This window comes from Burkholderia sp. 9775_39 (assembly GCF_015712225.1).
GTDB classification, from domain to species: domain Bacteria; phylum Pseudomonadota; class Gammaproteobacteria; order Burkholderiales; family Burkholderiaceae; genus Burkholderia; species Burkholderia cenocepacia.
This window is the reverse complement of sequence record NZ_JACCQC010000028.1, coordinates 78,180-98,092: the sequence shown is the minus strand read 5'-3', so window position 1 is coordinate 98,092 and position 19,913 is coordinate 78,180. Positions and strand designations below refer to the sequence as shown.

The following is a 19,913-nucleotide window of genomic DNA, read 5'->3' as shown; positions in this document are numbered from 1 at the left end:
ACCCACCACCCGCCGCATCCGTCGGACGCCCCGCACCCCGCGATCAGCGCGCCGGCCGCTTACGCGTCGCCGCCCGGTTTGCCCGACTTCAGCAGGATGTGCTTCGCGACGCCGCGCAGGATGTTGACCTCCTCGCGCTCGAGGCCCGTGCGCGCGAACAGCCGCCGCAGCCGCGGCATCAGCTTCTTCGGGTTGCGCGGATCGAGGAAGTCGAGCGCGATCAGCGCATGCTCGAGGTGCACGTACATCCGCTCGATCTCGTCGCTCTGCGCGAGCGTGCCGGCTTCGGCCGGCGGTTGCGCCGACGGCTCGCTCGCCTGCTTGAGAAACGCGACGCGCAACTCGTACGCGAGCACCTGCACGGCCTGCGCGAGGTTCAGCGAACTGTAGGCCGGATTCGCCGGAATGTGCGCGAGCGCGCTGCACTGCTCGACATGCTCGTTCGCGAGACCCGTACGCTCGTTGCCGAACACGAGCGCGATGTCGCCCGTGCCGACCTGCGCGCTCGCCTGCGCGGCGGCCGCGCGCGGCGCGAGCCGCGGCGGCCCGTATTCGCGCGTACGCGCGGTCAGCGCGATCGACCAGTGCACGCCGGACAGCGCTTCGCCGAGCGTCGACACGACATGCGCGGACGCGAGGACGTCGTCCGCGCCGCTGGCCATCGCGATCGCCTCCGGATCGCTCTGCACGTGCGGCACGCGCGGTGCGACCAGCACGAGGCGCGAGAAGCCCATCGTCTTCAGCGCGCGGGCGGCCGCCCCGACGTTGCCGGGATGGCTCGGCTCGACGAGCACGAAGCGGGTGGACGTGAAGCCGCCGGACGGCGGCGGGGACGAGGCCGCGCCCGATTCGGACGGCGCGGCGGTGTTCTGCGGGGTTTCCACTACGAGACGACTCGGTTCATCAGAATGGCCGTATGGTATCGCCATCGCTCCCGCAAACCCACTCGTCCGGATGGCCAGTGGGGGTTTCCCCGCATTCCGGTCGCCTGAAACCGCCAAAAATCGGGTAAAATCATGCCTTTACGCGTTGCGCCGCGGCGCAGCGCGGGTCGTACCCCGCTCTTTGTCAATTCGCGTCTCACCTCGCCCCGGCACGCTTGCGCCGTTCCGGGCGGTTGTCCCACTTCGTGGCGGCCCGTGCCGCCGGCTACAGGATCCAGGCTCATGCATCCCATGCTCAACATTGCTGTCAAGGCTGCGCGCCGCGCCGGACAGATCATCAATCGCGCGTCCCTCGATCTCGACCTGATCGAGATCCGCAAGAAGCAGCAGAACGACTTCGTCACCGAAGTGGACAAGGCCGCCGAAGACGCGATCATCGAGACGCTGAAGACCGCCTACCCCGACCACGCGATCCTCGCGGAGGAATCGGGCGAATCCGACAACGAATCCGAATTCAAGTGGATCATCGATCCGCTCGACGGCACGACCAACTTCATCCACGGCTTCCCGTATTACTGCGTATCGATCGCGCTCGAGCACAAGGGCGTCGTCACGCAGGCCGTCGTCTACGATCCGAACAAGAACGACCTGTTCACGGCCACCCGCGGCCGCGGCGCATACCTGAACGACCGCCGCATCCGCGTCGGCCGCCGCGACCGCCTGGCAGACGCACTGGTCGGCACGGGCTTCCCGTTCCGCGAGAAGGACGGCCTCGACGCCTACGCGCGCCTCTTCACCGAAATGACGCAGGCCTGCACGGGCCTGCGCCGTCCGGGCGCGGCGGCGCTCGATCTCGCGAACGTCGCAGCCGGGCGCCTCGACGCGTTCTTCGAGCAAGGCATCAACGTGTGGGACATGGCAGCGGGCAGCCTGCTGATCACCGAGGCCGGCGGCCTCGTCGGGAACTACACGGGCGACGCCGATTTCCTGCATCGCCACGAGATCGTCGCCGCGAACCCGAAGATCTACGCGCAGATGATCCCGATCCTGAACCGCTACAGCCGCGTGCATCCGGCAGCGGAGTAAGCCCGGGCCGCGCCCGCGTGGCGCGGCTTTCGCGCAAACCGCTCGCAGGCATCGTCACGCTGGCGCGCCGATCGCCCCGGAACGCGGGACAATCTTCCGTGCACACGGGTCGCTTCGTGCGCCTATCCTGAAGTTGCCCGAGTTGCCTGGGGCCGGCCGGCGTATCGCCGCCCGCGCCGCTGGTCGCGCAATGCCAGCGAAGGGTTTGCGTCCGGCATGCCCGCGCGGCGACAACGCCGCCGCCGGCATGCCGGCCCCGCCTGTATCAACACCGCCACGGCGCCGTGGCAATCGCATCCGAGTCCTCATGTTACGGCTAAGCGAAATTAAACTCCCCCTCGACCACCCCGAGAGCGCGCTCGAGGCCGCGATTCGCGCGCGCCTCGCGGAGCTTGGCGTGGCGGCAGACGGGCTGCTCCGTTACACCGTGTTCCGCCGCGCGCACGACGCGCGCAAGCGCGCGGACATCAAGCTCACGTATATCGTCGATGTCGAAGTCAAGGACGAAGCGGCCGCGCTCAAGCGCATCGCCGGCAAGCCGCATTGCGGCGTGACGCCCGACATGGCGTACCACTTCGTCACGAAGGCGCCCGAACACGCCGATTTCCTGCGCCCGGTCGTGATCGGCATGGGGCCGTGCGGCCTGTTCGCGGGGCTGATCCTCGCGCAGATGGGGTTCCGTCCCATCATCCTCGAACGCGGCAAGGCCGTGCGCGAACGCACCAAGGACACGTTCGGCCTGTGGCGCAAGAGCGTGCTCAATCCCGAATCCAACGTGCAGTTCGGCGAAGGCGGCGCAGGGACGTTCTCCGACGGCAAGCTGTACAGCCAGATCAAGGATCCGAACCACTATGGCCGCAAGGTGCTCGACGAATTCGTCAAGGCCGGCGCGCCCGAGGACATCCTGTACCTGAGCCGCCCGCACATCGGCACGTTCCGCCTCGTCAGCATGGTGGAAAAAATGCGCGCGTCGATCCACGAACTCGGCGGCGAAGTGCGCTTCGAAACCCGTGTCGACGATATCGAAATCGACCAGGGCAAGGTGCGCGCGCTCAAGCTGTCGAACGGGGAAACGTTGCGGTGCGACCGCGTGGTGCTGGCCGTGGGCCACAGCGCGCGCGACACGTTCCAGATGCTGCACGACCGCGGCGTCTATATCGAAGCGAAACCGTTCTCGCTCGGTTTCCGCATCGAGCATCCGCAGGGGTTGATCGACCGCAGCCGCTTCGGCAAGTTCGCGGGTCACAAGCAGCTGGGCGCGGCCGACTACAAGGTGGTCCACCACTGCAGCAACGGGCGCGCGGTCTACAGCTTCTGCATGTGCCCGGGCGGCACGGTGGTCGCCGCGACCTCGGAGCCGGGCCGCGTCGTCACCAACGGGATGAGCCAGTATTCCCGCGCGGAGCGCAATGCGAATGCGGGCATCGTCGTCGGCATCACGCCGGACGACTATCCGGGCGGCCCGCTCGCCGGCATCGCGTTCCAGCGCAAATGGGAGGAACGCGCGTTCGAACTCGGCGGCGGCGACTACCGCGCGCCGGGCCAGCTGGTCGGCGATTTCATCGCGGGCCGGCCGTCGACGTCGCTGGGCTCCGTGGAGCCGTCGTACAAGCCCGGCGTGAATCCGACCGACCTCAGCACCGCGCTGCCGGACTACGTGATCGAAGCGATCCGCGAGGCGCTGCCCGAGATCGACAAGAAGATCGCCGGCTTCGCGATGCACGACGCCGTGCTCACCGGCGTGGAGACACGCACGTCGTCGCCGATCCGGATTCGCCGGAAGGACGACTACCAGAGCATGAATGTCGAAGGCCTGTATCCGGCCGGCGAAGGCGCCGGCTATGCGGGCGGCATCTATTCGGCCGCGATCGACGGTATCGAAGTCGCGCAAGCGGTGGCGCTCAGCCTGATGTCGGGACACGCGTCCTGAACTGCGGGACAGGGCCGGCGCACGCAGGTTCGTGACCTGGGCGCGGCCGGCCTGCCTGCGCCGCGACAGCGCGGGCGCCACGCCATACGCGGATGCGGTGCCGGGCGATAGCCGAACCTCGGTCAGTCTTCCGAACGCTCCACGACCACCTCGCTGATTTGCAGCACCGGTTGTATATCCGTGTAATTGGCGATGTCGGCCATGATCTCCTGCGCGTGCGGGTCGCGGGCTGCCTGGAAAGCTTCGACGGACGTACAGACGAAGTCACACTTGGCCACGTAAACCGGGTCGGTGCCAGGCGCACCGCCTGCGATGCCCTTGTCCACCGTGTAGTACAGACATGCCGCGCCGAGTCGCTGTTTCACCATCGGCATATGCGTCTCGCGGTAGTACGCATGGTCGAATCGCGCGCCTGCGGTGTACGGATACATGACACTGACTTTGATCATCGGATTGGTTCTCCTGTTGCGGCACGGTAATCGAGGCGCCGCCGCCCGCGAGACGAGGCCGAGGTCGCCGATACAGGCATGGCCGACCTTTGGCCCGGAATCGGCGTACTCGTTCTTGCGATTGTAAGCACCGGTGAACCCGTCTTGCCAGTTCGGTGGCAACGGGTGCCCCATGATGCCGCAGCGGCTCGGTGCTGTCAGATGCTTTGCAGGTCGGCAGCCGGGAGAAGCCGTCTTTCAAATCGCGACTGCCCGGCACCACCGGCAATCGGCCGAATGGCCAACTTCGCACGTTCACGTCGACGCCACTGGTAAACTCGGGCAACCCAAGCAACAACTTCATGCCTGATCTATGACCACGCTGTCGCCCGAGGCCTTTGCCGGCCACACCCCAATGATGCAGCAGTACCTGCGCCTTATCTGACGCGGGTCAGCGCAAAAACTTACGCCAAGACTTACGCCTGCTGTTTTGAGGAGCCGTTAGCTCAGCCCATCAAGAACCTAGATTCCGGGCAAACCCACGGCCGGCCATTACCGATGAAGAAGATGTAGCGAGTACCTTGTTCTGAAATCGAATTTCTAGCATCCGGCCTTCGCAAGAAACGAATTTTAACCGCCTTAGCAACAACCTCCACCCCAGCTTTCAGGGTCGCACTTTCCAGGCTTCCTTCGACTGCGTCAAGGCAACCAAATCTGTATCCAATTGCCATGTAGAAGTGGGCAACCGCAACAACGAATAAACAAATACCCGTGCCCCCAAACGCTATTCCTCCTACCGAATCACCAGTGATGCCAAAGTACGCAATAGCGCGTTCCAATGCATAGCTACCCAGCAAGGTAGATCCCAGGCCCATGATCGCGTAAGCATTTGCGCGTGACTCTGGTCTCATTTGCAGCCTCACTGAACCGGGATTGATAATTTCAAGAAGCACACCGCCCCGTCGGAGACGGGTGCCGAGTTGCAGTCTTGGTGCCCATCCCCTGCCGGATGACCTACCTCGGAGGCTCGATGCCTTCGTTACAATACGGACATCGGTGCACTCCAGACTTTCCGGAAAGGGCTTGCAATGGAATGAACTGATCTCGTAGCGCTTGCCAATCTGGGCATAGAGCCGTGGGACGCTGGGTGCTGATCAGCATGCGTTTGCCGCACTTCGGACACTTCACTGTTGCCGCCACAGCTCCTGCGATCGCCCAAAGCGAAAAGCCGATTGTCATGCCACCAAAGAAGTAATTCCTGCTGGCAAATAGCGGGATGCCAACCATCCAGAAGACCACGAACCAAGATGCCACCGCACCGAGCAATGTAGCGGTGCGAATGCCGGAGAGGATCTTCGATGTGTTCATGCGAGCATCCCTGCTTCTGGGGTTTGCGCGGGCACTTCTAATAAAGCTTATGACAATAGCAGCACTTAAAACCAACCCAAGGAGTCCAGGTGCCGCGTGGCGTACGAATGGCAAGTGATCGACAATGTGGGCAGACTAGAACAGCAAGCTGAGCCACCGACGAACACACTGCAATCACAAGAAAAACGATCGCCGCCAATGCTTTGGTCGACGGCGGCAGGAAAATAACAAGGGGCACGGCAACGCCAAGTGGTATCGCTGTGGCTGCCAAGTAGAAAAGCGTCGCCTTCGTACGCAGTCGCATTGCTAGCCCCGCTCTAGTGGGGTTATTGATGATCGCTTACAGCGGTCGACAAGCCGTAGAACAGCACCCATCGCCTCCTGATGTCTTGCGTGCAATCCCCGACCCCATACAGACGCAGTCTAGACTGTCGCCCGCAACTGGCGTGCCTGGGTAAGTACTACGTTGTGGGTTGTGTCGCGCAGCGCTAAGTCCATGCCCCCGGTCGCGGCCAATTCTCAGCGCCCGAAACTAGCCAAACGGTGAACTCCGCGCAGGCGCGTGCGAGCCACTGGTAAACTCAGGCAGCCAAAGCAACTTTTCCCGGTCACATGAGCACGCAACCAGCAGCAGCACCTGCCCCCGTAACTCCAATGATGCAGCAGTACCTTCGCCTTATCTGACAAGGCCTGACGCACAAAGCTACGCCGAGACCTACGCCGATAGTTTTGTCGACGGGCCGCTACCGATCCGGAAGGGACACTCCCAGAAACCCAATGCGGACATTCGCAGGCACCACCGACCGTCGGTCTACGTATGACACAATTGCATGATTTACGTTGACGGCGAAACCCTATGGCAAGCACCCGGGCAGCGAATAACGGAGTTCAAAGCGGTTCTTTGCTGACTGCCTTTCCCGAAGTGCTTCGCTCCGAAGTTACCGTCGTCACGGATTTGATTCGACCCAGCACCGCAACTCATCCCGGGGCGGCTGTCGTTGTTCGAGGCGAATCACTCAACATCCCGTATCGAATTCACCACGAATGCGATGACACGCTATTCCCTCAGCTGAACTCGGCTCAAGCGGCCATCTATGCTTGCGTGCTGACGAGGCACCTTGACGGACATGTGCGCCAGCGCCAAATCGGGCGGCTGGCCACTTCACCCGAGCCTTGGATTGCGCCTTTCATCGTGCACCTTTGCGGCGAGTATGTAATTGAAATCCTCGCCGAGATTGAAGCGAACTTGCCATCCATGGATCAATGCGTTTACGGGGCCTTTTTCAGGGAAAACCCAGTTTTCATGAAACGCACGCATGATCGAATGATCAGTTATTGGGATTGCTACTACCGTTGGCTGTACAAGCGAAAACTCGATTACGTTGGTTTTCGGGTATTCGAACGGTTCCACGAATGGTGTAGCTCCTCCTGACGGCCATTGGTGCATCGACCTTGGTCAACACGAGCGATTGTGAACAATTCGGATGCTCAAGTCGACTGACCGTTCATGGCCGGCAGCCGCCGGTCGTGATCTCCGGCAACTGGCCGAACGGCGAACTTCGAGCGGTCCCGTGCGGGCCGCTGGTAAACCCGGGCAGCCAAAGCAACTTTTCCCGGTCACATGAGCATACAACCCACCGCAGCACCTGCACCCGTCACTCCAATGATGCAGCAGTACCCGCGCTTTATTTGACGGGGCCCGATGCGCAAACCTACGCCAAGTCCTACGCTCGCCCATCACTACCCATCGGCCTGTCTCTGACGTACGGGGCAGCGAAGTCGGCGTCAAAAGTGCCCTTCCATGAGCGCACGCGCATCGAAGTAGAGTAGTAATACTCATAGTTTGTGCGGGGAATCTGGTCTACCCGGACTGCGACGCTTGCAAAAACCCCGTCTCGTATAGTTGCATCGCCCGTGCAAATGTATGAGACCACGGCAAGGTGTTCGTCCAGTATCTTCCGGATGAACTCGACTGCACCACCGGCCTCTTCGGCATTGCCCAGAACGGAGAAGAAATGCCGATGGGTTGCTGCGTAGAAAACCGTTACCTCGTCGTTGTACAAGGAAGAAACCTCTAAGGGGCCACCTTTCGATCCTGGGAGCGACGGCACCCGAACATTGAAATAATTCTCGCCAGCGCGGGCAACAATAGAGAAATGGCTCCTCCAGCTCGGGAAGGCTGAGAGAAGGTCTCCCGCCATTTGGCGAGAAAAGGGCTCAAGCAATTCGATCAAGGTGCTCCCCCGCAGCTCGCGAATAGCGCAACGCGATCAACGACAATCCTACGCCAGAAGTCGATCGACCTCTGCTGGCCGACAATCACCTGTCTTGATCATCGGAAATTGGCCGAAAGGCGAACTTCGCTCTCTCACATTGGAGCCACTGGTAAACTTCGGCAGCCAAAGCAACTTTTCCCGGTCACATGAGCATGCAACCCATCGCAGCACCTGCACCCGTCACCCCAATGATGCAGCAGTACCTGCGCATCAAGGCCGATCATCCGGACACGCTCGTCTTCTACCGGATGGGCGACTTCTACGAGTTGTTCTTCGAGGATGCGGAAAAAGCGGCGCGCCTGCTCGACCTGACCCTCACGCAGCGCGGCGCGTCGGCCGGCACACCGATCAAGATGGCCGGCGTCCCGCATCACGCGGTCGAGCAATACCTGGCGAAGCTCGTGAAGATGGGCGAATCGGTCGCGATCTGCGAGCAGATCGGCGATCCGGCCACGTCGAAGGGCCCGGTCGAACGCAAGGTCGTGCGCGTCGTCACGCCCGGCACGCTGACCGATGCCGCGCTGCTGTCCGACAAGAACGACGTCTACCTGCTCGCGATGTGCACCGGCCACAACAAGCGTGGCGTCGCGGTCAATATCGGCCTCGCGTGGCTGAACCTCGCGAGCGGCGCATTGCGGCTCGCCGAAATCGAGCCCGAGCAGCTTGCCGCCGCGCTCGAACGCATCCGGCCGGCCGAAATCCTGACGCCGGACGGTGCAACCGACGCCATTCCGGCCGGCGCGGGCGCCAGCAAGCGCGTGCCGGCCTGGCACTTCGACATCGCGTCGGGCACGCAGCGCCTGTGCGACCAGCTCGATGTCGCGAGCCTCGACGGATTCGGCGCGCATTCGCTGACGAGCGCGTGCGGCGCGGCCGGCGCGCTGCTGCTCTATGCCGCGGCCACGCAAGGCCAGCAACTGCGGCACGTGCGCAGCCTGAAGGTCGAGAACGAAACCGAATACATCGGGCTCGACCCGGCCACGCGCCGCAACCTCGAACTGACCGAGACGCTGCGCGGCACCGAGTCGCCCACGCTGTATTCGCTGCTCGACACCTGCTGCACGACGATGGGCAGCCGTCTGCTGCGTCACTGGCTGCATCACCCGCCGCGTGCGTCGGTCGCCGCGCAGTCGCGCCAGCAGGCGATCGGCGCGCTGCTCGACGCGCCGGCCAACGCGAGCCTCGATGCGCTGCGCAGCGCGCTGCGCCAGATCGCCGACGTCGAACGGATCACCGGGCGGCTCGCGCTGCTGTCCGCGCGCCCGCGCGACCTGTCGAGCCTGCGCGACACGTTCGCCGCGCTGCCGGCGCTGCGCGAGCGCATCGGCGCGATCGTCGCGAACGCGGATGCGCTCGCGCGCGTCGACGCGGCGCTCGCGCCGCCCGCCGAATGCCTCGACCTCCTGACGAGCGCGATCGCCACCGAGCCGGCCGCGATGGTGCGCGACGGCGGCGTGATCGCGCGCGGCTACGATGCCGAGCTCGACGAGCTGCGCGACATTTCGGAGAACTGCGGTCAGTTCCTGATCGATCTCGAAGCGCGCGAGCGCGCGCGCACCGGCATCGCGAACCTGCGTGTCGAATACAACAAGGTGCACGGCTTCTACATCGAGGTCACGCGCGGCCAGACCGACAAGGTGCCCGACGATTATCGCCGCCGCCAGACGCTGAAGAACGCCGAGCGCTACATCACGCCGGAACTGAAGACCTTCGAGGACAAGGCGCTGTCCGCGCAGGAACGCGCGTTGGCGCGCGAGCGCGCGCTGTACGACTCGGTGCTGCAGGCGCTGCTGCCGTTCATCCCCGAATGCCAGCGCGTCGCCTCGGCCCTCGCCGAGCTCGACCTGCTCGCCGCCTTCGCCGAACGCGCACGCGCGCTCGACTGGGTCGCGCCGACCTTCACCGACGAGATCGGCATCGAAATTGAACAGGGTCGCCATCCGGTCGTCGAAGCGCAGGTCGAGCAGTTCATCGCGAACGACTGCCGGTTCGGTCCCGAACGCAAGCTGCTGTTGATCACCGGGCCGAACATGGGTGGTAAGTCGACGTTCATGCGGCAGACCGCGCTGATCGCGCTGATGGCGTACGTCGGCAGCTACGTGCCGGCGAAGTCGGCCTGCTTCGGCCCGATCGACCGGATCTTCACGCGCATCGGCGCGGCCGACGATCTCGCGGGCGGCCGCTCGACCTTCATGGTCGAGATGACCGAAGCCACGGCGATCCTCAACGACGCGACGCCGCAAAGCCTCGTGCTGATGGACGAGATCGGCCGCGGCACGTCGACCTTCGACGGCCTCGCGCTCGCCTGGGCCATCGCGCGCCACCTGCTGGCGCACAACGCGTGCTACACGCTGTTCGCGACGCACTACTTCGAGCTGACGCAACTGCCGGCCGAGTTCCCGCAAGCGGCGAACGTCCATCTGTCGGCCGTCGAGCACGGCCACGGCATCGTGTTCCTGCACGCGGTGAACGAGGGCCCGGCGAACCAGAGCTACGGCCTTCAGGTCGCGCAGCTCGCGGGCGTCCCGGCGCCGGTGATCCGCGCCGCGCGCAAGCACCTCGCGTATCTCGAACAGCAGTCGGCGTCGCAGCACACGCCGCAACTCGACCTGTTCAGCGCGCCGCCGGCGGCAATCGACGACCTCGAATGCGCGGACGCGCCGGCGCTGCCTGACACGCCACATCCGGCGCTCGAAAAGCTGCGCGACATCGATCCCGACGATCTCAAGCCGCGCGAGGCGCTCGACCTGCTGTACGAGCTGCGCACGCTGGTCCGGTCGCACGATGCCGACGGGCACGCGTAAGCGCATGCCGCAGGGCCTGCCAGCCCGCGCCGCCGCCGCGCTCGTCACGGCGGCGCTTGCCTTCGCGCAGGCGGATGCGCTGGCCGCGCCACCCAAGCGCAGCGCGGCGCCCTACTCGTTCGCCGTCGTGTCGGGCGTCATCAACGTCCCGGCGGACGAGCCGGCCGCGCAGCGGCTGCTCGATGCGATCGCACGCGAACGCAACCTCGCGTTCGTCGTCTACGCGGGCGATCTCAAAGGCTCGAAGGAAGCATGCCGCGACGCGCTGTATTCGCAGCGCGGCGCGATCCTGGATTCAGCACGCGTGCCGCTCGTGTTCATTCCCGGCCACGACGACTGGATCGCCTGCAACACGGCGGCCGGCGGCGGCTACGACCCGGTCGAGCGGCTCGATTTCCTGCGGCAGACGCTGCTCGCCGATTCGGCGCTGCCCGACCCCGGTGCGCTGCAGATCACGCGCGAGAGCGAAGTCGCGCGGTTCCGGCCGTATCGCGAGAACGCACGCTGGATGCGCGACGACATCGTCTACGTCGCCCTCAATGCACCGGCGCCGAACAATCATTATTTGACGGCGGGCGGCCGCAACGGCGAATTCGAGGATCGCATCATCGCGAACGGCTTCTGGATCGACCACGCAGCCGAATATGCGAAGCGGCGCGAGGCGCGCGCGATGGTGGTGATTTTCGAAGGCGATCCACAGTTCGAACGCTATGAACGCGCGGAGCGCTTCGCGTGGCTGCGTTTCAACCGGCCGCGCGTGCGCGACGGCTTCCGTGAGCTGAAACGAACGCTGGTGAAGGCGGCGGCGACATTCCGCGGCCCGATCCTGGTGATGCATGCGAGCGGCGAACCGCTGGCGAACGGCTTTCTGATCGATCGTCCGCTGCATGCCGACGACGGTGAACTGGTAGGAAACGTGACGCGCGTCGCGATCGGACCGCGCCATCCGGCGAATCAGTGGGTGAAGGTGAGCGTCTCGCCGGCGCGGCAGACGATCTTCAACGTGAGCCTCCAGGAGGTGCCGAAGAACCTGCCGTTGCCGCCCACGCTGCCGCTCGTGCCGCGCGACGACGTGCCACTGCCGCAGATGCCGGAAATTCCTGCGCTGCCGGCGCTGCCCGACTCGTCGTCGGTCGCGCCGCCGCTGCAGGGCGACGGCGCCGCACCGGGCGGCGCGTCGTGGCCGGCACCGCCTCCCGCATCGGGGCCGGCGCCGGGCCTGCCGGCAAGCTCAGTGCAGGGTACGCCCTGACGGCGCTTCGCCGTCTTCGTCGTCGTCCTCGTCGATGATCTCGAGCCCTTCCGCGCCATGCGCGTGCTCGTGCTCGATTTCGTCTTCGGTGGCTTCGCGGACGTCCTTCACGGTCAGCGCGAAACGCAGCGCCATGCCGGCCAGCGGGTGATTGCCGTCGAGCACGACCTTGTCTTCGGCGATATCGGTGACCGTGTAGATCAGCGAGTCGACTTCCTCGTCACCGTCTTCCGGCGTGCCTTCGAACTGCATGCCGACCTCGAGGGGCTCGGGAAAACGGTCGCGCGGCTCGATCTTCACGAGTTCGGGATCGTAGTCGCCGAACGCGTCCTGCGGCTCGAGCTGAACCTGTGCCTGGTAGCCCGCCTCGTGGCCGTCGAGCTGTTCCTCGATCTTGGGGAACGTGCCATCATAGCCGCCGTGCAGATAGACCATCGGCTCGTCGCTTTCCTCGATCAGATTGCCCTGTGCGTCCGACAGCTTGTAAGTGACCGACACGACGGTGTTTTTTGCGATTTTCATCCAATTCTCCCAAATACAAGTCTCATTATACGATGCGCAACCGGTCTCAAGCCGAACCGCGGGATGCCGCTGCCGCCCCGCTCGGCGCGCCGCCTTCCGATCTTCCCACGCCGCTGCTCGGCGGCCTCACGCCGGCGCAATTCATGCGCGGCTACTGGCAAAAGAAGCCGCTGCTGATCCGCCAGGCGATCCCCGGCGTCACGTCGCCGGTCACGCGCGATGCATTGTTCGAGCTCGCCGCCGACTATGACGCGGAATCGCGATTGATCACCCATTTTCGTAACAAGTGGCAACTGGCGCACGGTCCGTTCGAGCCCGATTCGCTGCCTTCGGTCACGCGCAAATCCTGGACCCTGCTCGTGCAGGGGCTCGACCTGCACGTCGACGCCGCGCGCGCGTTGCTCGACCGCTTCCGTTTCATCCCCGACGCGCGGCTGGACGACCTGATGATCTCGTATGCGACCGACGGCGGCGGCGTCGGCCCGCACTTCGATTCGTATGACGTATTCCTGCTGCAGGTCGAAGGCCGGCGCCGCTGGCAGGTCGGCGCGCAGAAGGATCTGTCGCTGCAGCCGGACGTGCCGCTGAAGATCCTCGAAAACTTCGAGCCGAGCGACGAATGGGTGCTGGAACCCGGCGACATGCTGTACCTGCCGCCGCACATCGCGCACGATGGCGTCGCCGAAGGCGAATGCATGACCTGCTCGATCGGCTTCCGGGCCCCGTCCGCCGGCGAGCTGGGCGCCCAGTTCCTGTACTACCTCGCGGAGCGCGGCGGCCTGCGCGACGCGAACGGGGACGACCTCTACCGCGATCCGAAGCAGCCGGCCGTCGACGCGCCCGCGCAACTGCCGCCGGCCATGGTCGAACGTGTCGCCGAGATCGTCGATGCGATCCGCTGGCGCAAGCGCGACGTCGCCGAATTCCTCGGCTGCTACCTGAGCGAGCCCAAATCCAACGTCGTTTTCGACCCGCCCGAGCGTCCGCTGTCCGAAGCCGCGTTCGTCACGCAAGCGTCACGCCGTGGCGTGTGTCTCGACAGAAGGGCCGCATTGATGTATAACGCGCGCTCGTACTTCATTAATGGCGAGGAAGGACCGCTCGAGCAAGCCGGTGAATGGCTGCCCGAACTGGCCAATCAACGCCAGATGGAGGCGAAACGGTTTGTAACACTATCCCGGGTTCCTTCAATGACAGCCTTGTTGCACGAGTGGTATCGTGCGGGCTGGATACGGGTCGGAAACCGGAATTAGTGTGAGTCGCCCCGTATGCCCGTACAGATCAAATTCTGTATGGGAAAGACAACGTATTGACCCCGCATTTGTCGACGGTCGATAGGAAAGTGCATATAATTTCCGCCCAAGCCGTAGGGAAGATTCACGCTCTAAGAAGTGCATCTCCACCAGCGGCCCAGGTCGGTGTTGGAGCACATTACCGGTATTGTTTCGCGCTGTTGCTTACCTTTAACCATAAAAGGACGTGATCATGAAGAAATCCCTCCTCGTAGCTTCCCTGTTGGCTGCTGTTGCACTGGCTGCTTGCAACAAGAGCGCTGATCAAGCTGCTTCGTCGGCTGCAAGCGACGCGGCTGCTGCTGCTTCGTCGGCTGCTTCGGCAGTTGCTGGTGCTGCGAGCGACGCTTCGGCTGCTGCTTCGTCGGCAACGGCTGCTGCGAGCGACGCTGCTGCTGCAGTGGCGTCGGCTGCTTCGGCAGCGACGGCTGCTCCGGCTTCGGGCGCAAGCCAGTAAGCCTTCAGCATCAGCTGAAAAAAAACCGGCCCGAGGGCCGGTTTTTTTACGTCTGCCGCTTTCGAATCGAGCACGCGGCAGCCGTGTCGAGCCGCCGCGGCGGCCCTCCCCCGCTCATCCGAGCATCAGCCAGTCGAAGCCCGCGTCCTGCGAGGCCACGATCACGTCTTCCCCGTCCGTCCCAAGCACACCGCCAAACGCCTGGCGGGCCAGTTCCGGCAGGTTGTTCTGCTGGCTCAGATGGGCCGCCACGAGGTGCTGGAGACGGCTGCGTTCGAGCGACGCGAGAATCTCGGCCGCCGCGTCGTTGCTCAGGTGGCCGTGGTTGCCGCCGATCCGCGCCTTCAGCGACTGCGGATAGCGGCTGGCGGCCAGCATCGCGGTATCGTGGTTGGATTCGAGCACCAGCGCGTCACAGCCGCTCAGGACGGCCGTGATGTGCGGCGTGGCCATCCCGACGTCCGTCAGCACGCCGAGCCGGCGGCTTCCGTCCATGAAGACGAACTGGAGCGGCTCCCGCGCGTCGTGGGGGACCGTATAGGGCATCACGGCCAGATCGCGTATCGCGGCCGTCTCGTCGCCCCACAGCACGTGGAGATCGACATCGGCCTCGTCCGCGGCGACCGCACGCGCGGTGCCCCAGCTCATGTAGAGCGGCAACGACGCGCGACGCGCGAGCGTCAGCGCGCTGCCGACGTGGTCGCTGTGTTCATGGGTAATGAGGATCGCGTCGAGATCGGCGACGCCGAGATTCAGCCGGCCGAGCCGGCGCTCGACCTCCTTGGCGGAAAAGCCGCAGTCGAGCAGCACGCGGGTGGTCGTCGTGCCGCTCGAGGCCTCGACGACCAGCGCGTTGCCTTCGCTGCCGCTTCCGAGGCTGGCGAATCGCACGCGCTCAGTTCAGCTGCGCGTGCAGCAGCGAAATGAGCCGCTGCGCGTCCGACGAGTTGTCGATCTGGCCATTCGCGCCGACCACCGCGACCTGCGTGCCGCCATTGCCCTGTGCACGCACGTTGATCAGATATTCCTTGCCGGGCTTGGCTGCCGACGGGCCGCCGTAGAACAGCTTGCCGAACAGGCCGTCACGCTTGAGCTCTTCCATCGAATTCGCGTAGCGCACGGTGTACACGCCCTTCTCGCGATCGCGATTGTCGACCGTGAAGTTGGTCCGGTCGAGCGCCAGGCCCACGCGCAGCCACGCGCGGTCGAACGACTCGGCCAGTTGCAGCGTCGCCGCGCCGCCGCTCGTATCGCTGACCTGCGCCGGCGCCGTCGCGGGACGCGCATCGGTCAACAGCTGCTTCGCCTGCGCGTCGGTCAGGCCGAACTTCTGCATCAGCTTCGACAGGAACACGGCTTCGAGCACCGGATTGCGCGGACGCTCTTCCCAGCGCGACGACGTGCCGCCCTGCGGGCCGACCATCATTTCTTCCATCGCGCTGTGCGTGATCGAGATGTCGGTGTTGCCGTCCGACGTGCGGTTCACGAGCGTGCGGAAGCGGTCGCGCGTGCCCGACGAATACGCGAAATCGATGACCCGGCCGATCGTGCGGCGGAACCAGTCGTCCGGAATGTTCGCGCGGTTCTCGGCCCAGTCGGTGGCCATGATGCCCGTCGACGGCGCATCGGTCTTCAGCGAGAAGCCGTTCTCCTGCCAGAATTCCTTCAGGATCGGCCACAGCTGCTCGGGCGTGCGGCCGTCGACGACGAGCCAGCGGCGATCGCCGTCGCGCTCGATATGCATGCCGAGCGGATCCTGCGCGCTCGGGATGCCGTCGGTCGCATTGCCTGCTTGCGTCGTGGCCCGCGGCGGCAGCGTGCCGAGCCCGGCGTTGGTCGGCGGCGCGACGAACTGCTGCGTCGTCGGGACCGGCTTCAGGTCGCTCGGCACCGCGAGCGGCGGCGCCGACCCGGTGTTCTTGTAGTTGACCCGGTCAGGGGCCAGGTAGTCGTTCAGCGTATCGCAGCCAGCGAGCGCGCCCAGCGCCAGCGCCACCACCGACAGCTGGATGGCGCGAGAGGAAAAGGCGAAACGTTTCATGAAATCCTTCGTCTTGCTAGAACGCTCGTCAGGAGCGGCGCCGGACGGAGCCGGCCGGTGCGGGTTGATCAGGGGTCGAGCCGGCGGCCGCAGGACGCGGCCGCCTCGGCATCAGAGGACGCCGGCCTCGACGAGGGCCGAACGCACGGCATCGTGGCAGCGCTCGTCGAGCGCCGTGAGCGGCAGCCGGATGCCGCCCTGCATCTTGCCCATCGCCTGCAGCGCCCACTTCACCGGGATCGGGTTCGCTTCGATGAACAGGTTCTTGTGCAGCGACAGCAGCTTCATGTGCAGCGCGCGGGCCGTCTGCACGTCGCCGGCCAGCGCCGCGCGGCACAGCTCGCTCATCGCGCGCGGCGCGACGTTCGCGGTCACCGAGATGTTGCCGTGGCCGCCGAGCAGCATCAGCGCGATCGCGGTCGGATCGTCGCCGCTGTAGATCGCGAAGTGCTTCGGCGCGGCCTTGATCAGGTGCGCGGCACGATCGATGTTGCCGGTCGCTTCCTTCACGCCGATGATGCCCGGCACGTCAGCGAGGCGCAGCGTCGTCTCGTGCGCCATGTCCGCGACCGTCCGGCCCGGCACGTTGTACAGGATCACCGGCAGGTCGACCGCTTCGGCGATCGTCCGGAAGTGGCGGTACATGCCTTCCTGCGTCGGCTTGTTGTAGTACGGCACGACCTGCAGCGTCGCGTCCGCGCCGACGGCCTTCGCATGCTTCGTCAGCTCGATCGCCTCGGCGGTCGAATTGCCGCCCGCGCCCGCGATGATCGGGATGCGTTTCGCCGCATGCTCGACCGCCGTGCGGATCATCAGGATGTGCTCTTCGACGTTGAGCGTTGCCGATTCGCCGCTCGTACCGACGACGACCAGCGCATCGGTGCCTTCCGCGATGTGCCAGTCGATCAGTTTGCGAAACGCCGGCAGGTCGAGACTGCCGTCTTCGAGCATCGGGGTGACGATCGCGGGGATGCTGCCGCGGATTTGAATGCCGTCTTGGGTGCCGTTAGCCATGAAACGCGATTGATTGTGTACCGGTAAACGTTGAGATTGTAGCGGATTAGCCGGGCAGTTCGTAACGTGGAATTCCCGCCCCCGCCTTCGGGGTCGCGCCCTCGCGCACTGCGCTCAGACGCTGGACGAACGCCTCGCGCGGCGCGGCGATGAAACCGTCCTCGTACGCGACCACCCGCAGGTGGCCGTGCACGGCGTCCAGCAGCTCGCCCGGGGCGAGCAGGAACGCGGGGTTGGACGGTTTTCCGACCGTTTCGTTTCCTTGCGCGAAAGTTTCGTAGATCAGCACGCCGCCCGGCGCCACGGCATCGCGCAGATGGGGCCAGAGCGGGCGATGCAGATAGTTCGTGACGATCACGGCCGCGAACCGCTCGCCGGCCGGCAGCGGCCATGGCGCGCCTTCGAGATCGGCCTCGCGGGCGTCGACGCCGGGAATCGCGCGCAACGCGGCGAGCGCGGCCGGATCGCGGTCGAGCGCGACGACCGGATGCCCGCGCGACGCGAACCAGCGCGCATGGCGGCCGCCGCCCGCGGCGACGTCGAGCACCGCGCCGCCGGCCGGCACGAGCCGCGCCCATTGCGCGACCCAGCGCGACGGCCCGGCCTGGCCGACGTGACCGCCCGCGGCGGCGATGACGGATTCGCTCATGCGCCGGATCAGTTGTACGACAGGCCCATCGCGTCGCGCACGTCGCGCATCGTTTCCGTCGCGTACTTGCGCGCCTTGTCGCAACCGTCCGCGACGATCGCGCGCAGCAGCGACGGATCGTCCATGTACTTCTGCGCACGCTCGAGCATCGGCTGCTGTTCGCGCAGGATGCCTTCGACGACCGGCTGCTTGCAGTCGAGGCAGCCGATACCCGCCGAGCGGCAGCCCTTCTGCACCCACTCGTGCGTCGCTTCGTCCGTGTAGACCTGGTGAAGCTGCCACACCGGGCACTTGTCGGGATCGCCCGGATCGGTGCGGCGCACGCGCGCGGGATCGGTCGGCATCGTGCGGACCTTCTTCGTGATCGTCTCGGCGTCTTCGCGCAGGCCGATCGTGTTGCCGTACGACTTGGACATCTTCTGCCCGTCGAGGCCCGGCATCCGCGACGCTTCGGTCAGCAGCGCCTGCGGCTCGACCAGGATGATCTTGCGCGCGCCTTCGAGATAGCCGAACAGGCGCTCGCGGTCGCTCATCGACAGGCTTTGCGATTCCTGCAGCATCGCGCGCGCCTGTTCGAGCGCCTCGTCATCGCCCTCCTGCTGGTACGCATTGCGCAGCTCGTGATAGAGCTTCGCGCGCTTGCCGCCGAGCTTCTTCGCGGCTTCGAGCGCCTTCTCCTCGAAACCGGGCTCGCGGCCGTACAGGTAGTTGAAGCGGCGCGCGATCTCGCGCGTCATCTCGACGTGCGGCACCTGGTCCTCGCCGACCGGCACGAGCGAGCCGCGATACAGCAGGATGTCGGCGGCCATCAGCACCGGGTAGCCGAGGAAGCCGTAGGTGGACAGGTCCTTGTCCTTCAGCTTCTCCATCTGCTCCTTGTAGGTCGGCACGCGTTCGAGCCAGCCGAGCGGCGTGCTCATGCCGAGCAGCAGTGCGAGTTCCGCGTGCTCGGGCACCTTGCTCTGGATGAACAGCGTCGCCTGCGCCGGATCGATGCCGGACGCGAGCCAGTCGATCAGCACGTCCCACACGTTCTTCTCGATGACCTCGGGCGTCTCGTAGTGCGTCGTCAGCGCATGCCAGTCGACGACGCAGAAGAAGCACGGGTACTCGGACTGCAGCTTCACCCAGTTTTTCAGCACGCCGTGGTAATGACCGAGGTGCAGCGACCCGGTGGGTCGCATGCCGGAGAAAATACGTTCTGGGAACATGATTGTCGTTAGAAAAGCGAGGCGAAGGGAGACAGGATGGCGCTCAGGACGGCGTAGCCGACATTGACGAGCGGACGCAGCCAGAAGTTCGTCAGCACGCCCGTCGTGACGAGCACGAGGACGATGATGAAACCGTACGGCTCGATGCGCGACAGCGCGATCGATTGCCTGGTCGGCAGCAGCGCCGCCAGGATGCGGCCGCCGTCGAGCGGCGGCAGCGGAAACAGGTTCAGCACGCCGAGCACGAGGTTCGCGCTGACGCCGGCGAGCGCCATCCGCGTGAAGAACGGCTCGTCGACACCCACGGCCGGCAGCACGAGGGTCAGCAGGCCCCAGACGAGCGCCTGCACGAAGTTGCACGCGGGCCCCGCGAGCGCGACCCACAGGCTGCCCCAGCGCGGATTGCGCAGGTTGCCGAACGACACCGGCACCGGCTTCGCATAGCCGAACAGGAACGCGCCGCCGGTCAGGAAGTACATCGCGAGCGGAATCGCGATCGTGCCGAGCGGATCGATGTGGCGCATCGGATTGAACGACACGCGCCCCATCACGTAGGCGGTATTGTCGCCGAGCAGGCGCGCGGCGTAGCCATGCGCGGCCTCGTGCAGCGTGATCGCGAAGATCACGGGCAGCGCGTAGACGGCGATGGTCTGTATCAGGGAAGCATCCATATCGCGTTATTGTAACAAGCGCACTCGC

Annotated in this window: 19 protein-coding genes and 1 pseudogene; 7 read left to right on the top strand and 13 right to left on the bottom strand. The window is 65.2% G+C overall.

The annotated features are described in order from the left end of the window. Nucleotides 1-59: 59 nt before the first annotated feature. Nucleotides 60-884 (bottom strand): RNA methyltransferase, encoded by an 825-nt coding sequence (locus H0X90_RS29150; RefSeq protein ID WP_077188734.1) that lies wholly within the window; start codon nucleotides 882-884, stop codon nucleotides 60-62. A 282-nt stretch (nucleotides 885-1,166) separates the two neighbouring features. Between H0X90_RS29150 and H0X90_RS29145 the strand changes: the two genes are divergently transcribed. Together H0X90_RS29145 and H0X90_RS29140 are read left to right on the top strand one after the other, a co-directional pair. Then, a complete protein-coding gene (locus tag H0X90_RS29145; RefSeq protein WP_006493635.1) occupies nucleotides 1,167-1,970 on the top strand; it encodes an inositol monophosphatase family protein in 804 nt (267 codons plus the stop codon). Nucleotides 1,971-2,277: 307 nt separating this feature from the next. Then, nucleotides 2,278-3,900 carry an NAD(P)/FAD-dependent oxidoreductase gene (locus H0X90_RS29140; protein WP_006483988.1) on the top strand — a complete coding sequence of 541 codons (1,623 nt, stop codon included), beginning with the start codon at nucleotides 2,278-2,280 and terminating at the stop codon, nucleotides 3,898-3,900. A 122-nt stretch (nucleotides 3,901-4,022) separates the two neighbouring features. Here H0X90_RS29140 and H0X90_RS29135 read toward each other — a convergent pair whose 3' ends face one another. From H0X90_RS29135 to H0X90_RS29125, 3 genes are all read right to left on the bottom strand, one after another. Then, nucleotides 4,023-4,349, bottom strand: a complete 327-nt coding sequence (locus tag H0X90_RS29135; protein WP_034201563.1) for an EthD family reductase — start codon at nucleotides 4,347-4,349, stop codon at nucleotides 4,023-4,025. Between the two features lie 485 nt (nucleotides 4,350-4,834). Then, the gene (locus H0X90_RS29130; RefSeq protein WP_125346100.1) at nucleotides 4,835-5,281 is read right to left on the bottom strand and encodes a hypothetical protein; all 447 of its coding nucleotides are present in this window, start codon (nucleotides 5,279-5,281) and stop codon (nucleotides 4,835-4,837) included. 61 nt (nucleotides 5,282-5,342) lie between these two features. Then, nucleotides 5,343-5,696 (bottom strand): hypothetical protein, encoded by a 354-nt coding sequence (locus H0X90_RS29125; protein WP_125346098.1) that lies wholly within the window; start codon nucleotides 5,694-5,696, stop codon nucleotides 5,343-5,345. A gap of 856 nt (nucleotides 5,697-6,552) precedes the next feature. Between H0X90_RS29125 and H0X90_RS29120 the strand changes: the two genes are divergently transcribed. Next, nucleotides 6,553-7,128, top strand: coding sequence for a hypothetical protein (locus tag H0X90_RS29120; protein WP_227739779.1), 576 nt, complete (start codon nucleotides 6,553-6,555; stop codon nucleotides 7,126-7,128). Between the two features lie 292 nt (nucleotides 7,129-7,420). Here the strand turns inward: H0X90_RS29120 and H0X90_RS29115 are convergent, their stop codons facing one another. After that, nucleotides 7,421-7,930 (bottom strand): hypothetical protein, encoded by a 510-nt coding sequence (locus H0X90_RS29115; RefSeq protein ID WP_125346096.1) that lies wholly within the window; start codon nucleotides 7,928-7,930, stop codon nucleotides 7,421-7,423. 194 nt (nucleotides 7,931-8,124) lie between these two features. On the opposite strand from H0X90_RS29115, the gene mutS reads away from it, so the two are divergent. Beyond that, entirely contained in the window at nucleotides 8,125-10,776 is a 2,652-nt protein-coding gene (gene mutS, locus H0X90_RS29110) for a DNA mismatch repair protein MutS (protein ID WP_230877587.1), read from the top strand. A 4-nt stretch (nucleotides 10,777-10,780) separates the two neighbouring features. Beyond that, nucleotides 10,781-12,028, top strand: coding sequence for a hypothetical protein (locus H0X90_RS29105; RefSeq protein ID WP_077188742.1), 1,248 nt, complete (start codon nucleotides 10,781-10,783; stop codon nucleotides 12,026-12,028). On the opposite strand, the gene H0X90_RS29100 is transcribed toward H0X90_RS29105, so the two are convergent. Continuing rightward, the gene (locus H0X90_RS29100; protein ID WP_006498638.1) at nucleotides 12,008-12,550 is read right to left on the bottom strand and encodes a peptidylprolyl isomerase; all 543 of its coding nucleotides are present in this window, start codon (nucleotides 12,548-12,550) and stop codon (nucleotides 12,008-12,010) included. The genes H0X90_RS29105 and H0X90_RS29100 overlap by 21 nt on opposite strands. 32 nt (nucleotides 12,551-12,582) lie before the next feature. Here H0X90_RS29100 and H0X90_RS29095 point away from each other — a divergent pair, with 32 nt between their 5' ends. Together H0X90_RS29095 and H0X90_RS36250 are read left to right on the top strand one after the other, a co-directional pair. Continuing rightward, nucleotides 12,583-13,803, top strand: coding sequence for a cupin domain-containing protein (locus tag H0X90_RS29095; RefSeq protein ID WP_077188731.1), 1,221 nt, complete (start codon nucleotides 12,583-12,585; stop codon nucleotides 13,801-13,803). Between the two features lie 56 nt (nucleotides 13,804-13,859). After that, nucleotides 13,860-14,106 (top strand): annotated as a pseudogene (locus tag H0X90_RS36250) (hypothetical protein). On the opposite strand, the gene H0X90_RS29090 reads toward H0X90_RS36250, so the two are convergent. The 7 genes from H0X90_RS29090 to H0X90_RS29060 form a co-directional block, all read right to left on the bottom strand. Continuing rightward, nucleotides 14,107-14,373 carry a hypothetical protein gene (locus H0X90_RS29090; protein ID WP_162482215.1) on the bottom strand — a complete coding sequence of 89 codons (267 nt, stop codon included), beginning with the start codon at nucleotides 14,371-14,373 and terminating at the stop codon, nucleotides 14,107-14,109. A gap of 40 nt (nucleotides 14,374-14,413) precedes the next feature. Further along, entirely contained in the window at nucleotides 14,414-15,190 is a 777-nt protein-coding gene (locus H0X90_RS29085) for an MBL fold metallo-hydrolase (protein WP_006498636.1), read from the bottom strand. A gap of 4 nt (nucleotides 15,191-15,194) precedes the next feature. Continuing rightward, a complete protein-coding gene (gene bamC, locus H0X90_RS29080; RefSeq protein WP_006487057.1) occupies nucleotides 15,195-16,340 on the bottom strand; it encodes an outer membrane protein assembly factor BamC in 1,146 nt (381 codons plus the stop codon). 111 nt (nucleotides 16,341-16,451) lie between these two features. Then, nucleotides 16,452-17,354, bottom strand: coding sequence for a 4-hydroxy-tetrahydrodipicolinate synthase (gene dapA, locus H0X90_RS29075; RefSeq protein ID WP_006487058.1), 903 nt, complete (start codon nucleotides 17,352-17,354; stop codon nucleotides 16,452-16,454). Between the two features lie 46 nt (nucleotides 17,355-17,400). After that, nucleotides 17,401-18,003, bottom strand: coding sequence for a bifunctional 2-polyprenyl-6-hydroxyphenol methylase/3-demethylubiquinol 3-O-methyltransferase UbiG (locus H0X90_RS29070; RefSeq protein ID WP_012492702.1), 603 nt, complete (start codon nucleotides 18,001-18,003; stop codon nucleotides 17,401-17,403). Nucleotides 18,004-18,011: 8 nt separating this feature from the next. Next, nucleotides 18,012-19,214, bottom strand: a complete 1,203-nt coding sequence (locus tag H0X90_RS29065) for a tryptophan--tRNA ligase (RefSeq protein WP_006487046.1) — start codon at nucleotides 19,212-19,214, stop codon at nucleotides 18,012-18,014. 8 nt (nucleotides 19,215-19,222) lie between these two features. Further along, the gene (locus tag H0X90_RS29060; protein ID WP_006487048.1) at nucleotides 19,223-19,885 is read right to left on the bottom strand and encodes a site-2 protease family protein; all 663 of its coding nucleotides are present in this window, start codon (nucleotides 19,883-19,885) and stop codon (nucleotides 19,223-19,225) included. Nucleotides 19,886-19,913 lie beyond the last annotated feature (28 nt).

Excerpts from the sequence above, each read along its gene's own strand:
- H0X90_RS29140 (WP_006483988.1), top strand. The coding sequence starts at position 2,278 with ATGTTACGGCTAAGCGAAATTAAACTCCCCCTCGACCACCCCGAGAGC.
- H0X90_RS29135 (WP_034201563.1), bottom strand. The coding sequence starts at position 4,349 with ATGATCAAAGTCAGTGTCATGTATCCGTACACCGCAGGCGCGCGATTC.
- H0X90_RS29105 (WP_077188742.1), top strand. The coding sequence starts at position 10,781 with ATGCCGCAGGGCCTGCCAGCCCGCGCCGCCGCCGCGCTCGTCACGGCG.
- bamC (WP_006487057.1), bottom strand. The coding sequence starts at position 16,340 with ATGAAACGTTTCGCCTTTTCCTCTCGCGCCATCCAGCTGTCGGTGGTG.
- dapA (WP_006487058.1), bottom strand. The coding sequence starts at position 17,354 with ATGGCTAACGGCACCCAAGACGGCATTCAAATCCGCGGCAGCATCCCC.
- H0X90_RS29120 (WP_227739779.1), top strand. The coding sequence starts at position 6,553 with ATGGCAAGCACCCGGGCAGCGAATAACGGAGTTCAAAGCGGTTCTTTG.
- H0X90_RS29100 (WP_006498638.1), bottom strand. The coding sequence starts at position 12,550 with ATGAAAATCGCAAAAAACACCGTCGTGTCGGTCACTTACAAGCTGTCG.
- H0X90_RS29065 (WP_006487046.1), bottom strand. The coding sequence starts at position 19,214 with ATGTTCCCAGAACGTATTTTCTCCGGCATGCGACCCACCGGGTCGCTG.
- H0X90_RS29145 (WP_006493635.1), top strand. The coding sequence starts at position 1,167 with ATGCATCCCATGCTCAACATTGCTGTCAAGGCTGCGCGCCGCGCCGGA.
- H0X90_RS29060 (WP_006487048.1), bottom strand. The coding sequence starts at position 19,885 with ATGGATGCTTCCCTGATACAGACCATCGCCGTCTACGCGCTGCCCGTG.
- H0X90_RS29070 (WP_012492702.1), bottom strand. The coding sequence starts at position 18,003 with ATGAGCGAATCCGTCATCGCCGCCGCGGGCGGTCACGTCGGCCAGGCC.
- H0X90_RS29125 (WP_125346098.1), bottom strand. The coding sequence starts at position 5,696 with ATGAACACATCGAAGATCCTCTCCGGCATTCGCACCGCTACATTGCTC.
- mutS (WP_230877587.1), top strand. The coding sequence starts at position 8,125 with ATGCAACCCATCGCAGCACCTGCACCCGTCACCCCAATGATGCAGCAG.
- H0X90_RS29095 (WP_077188731.1), top strand. The coding sequence starts at position 12,583 with ATGCGCAACCGGTCTCAAGCCGAACCGCGGGATGCCGCTGCCGCCCCG.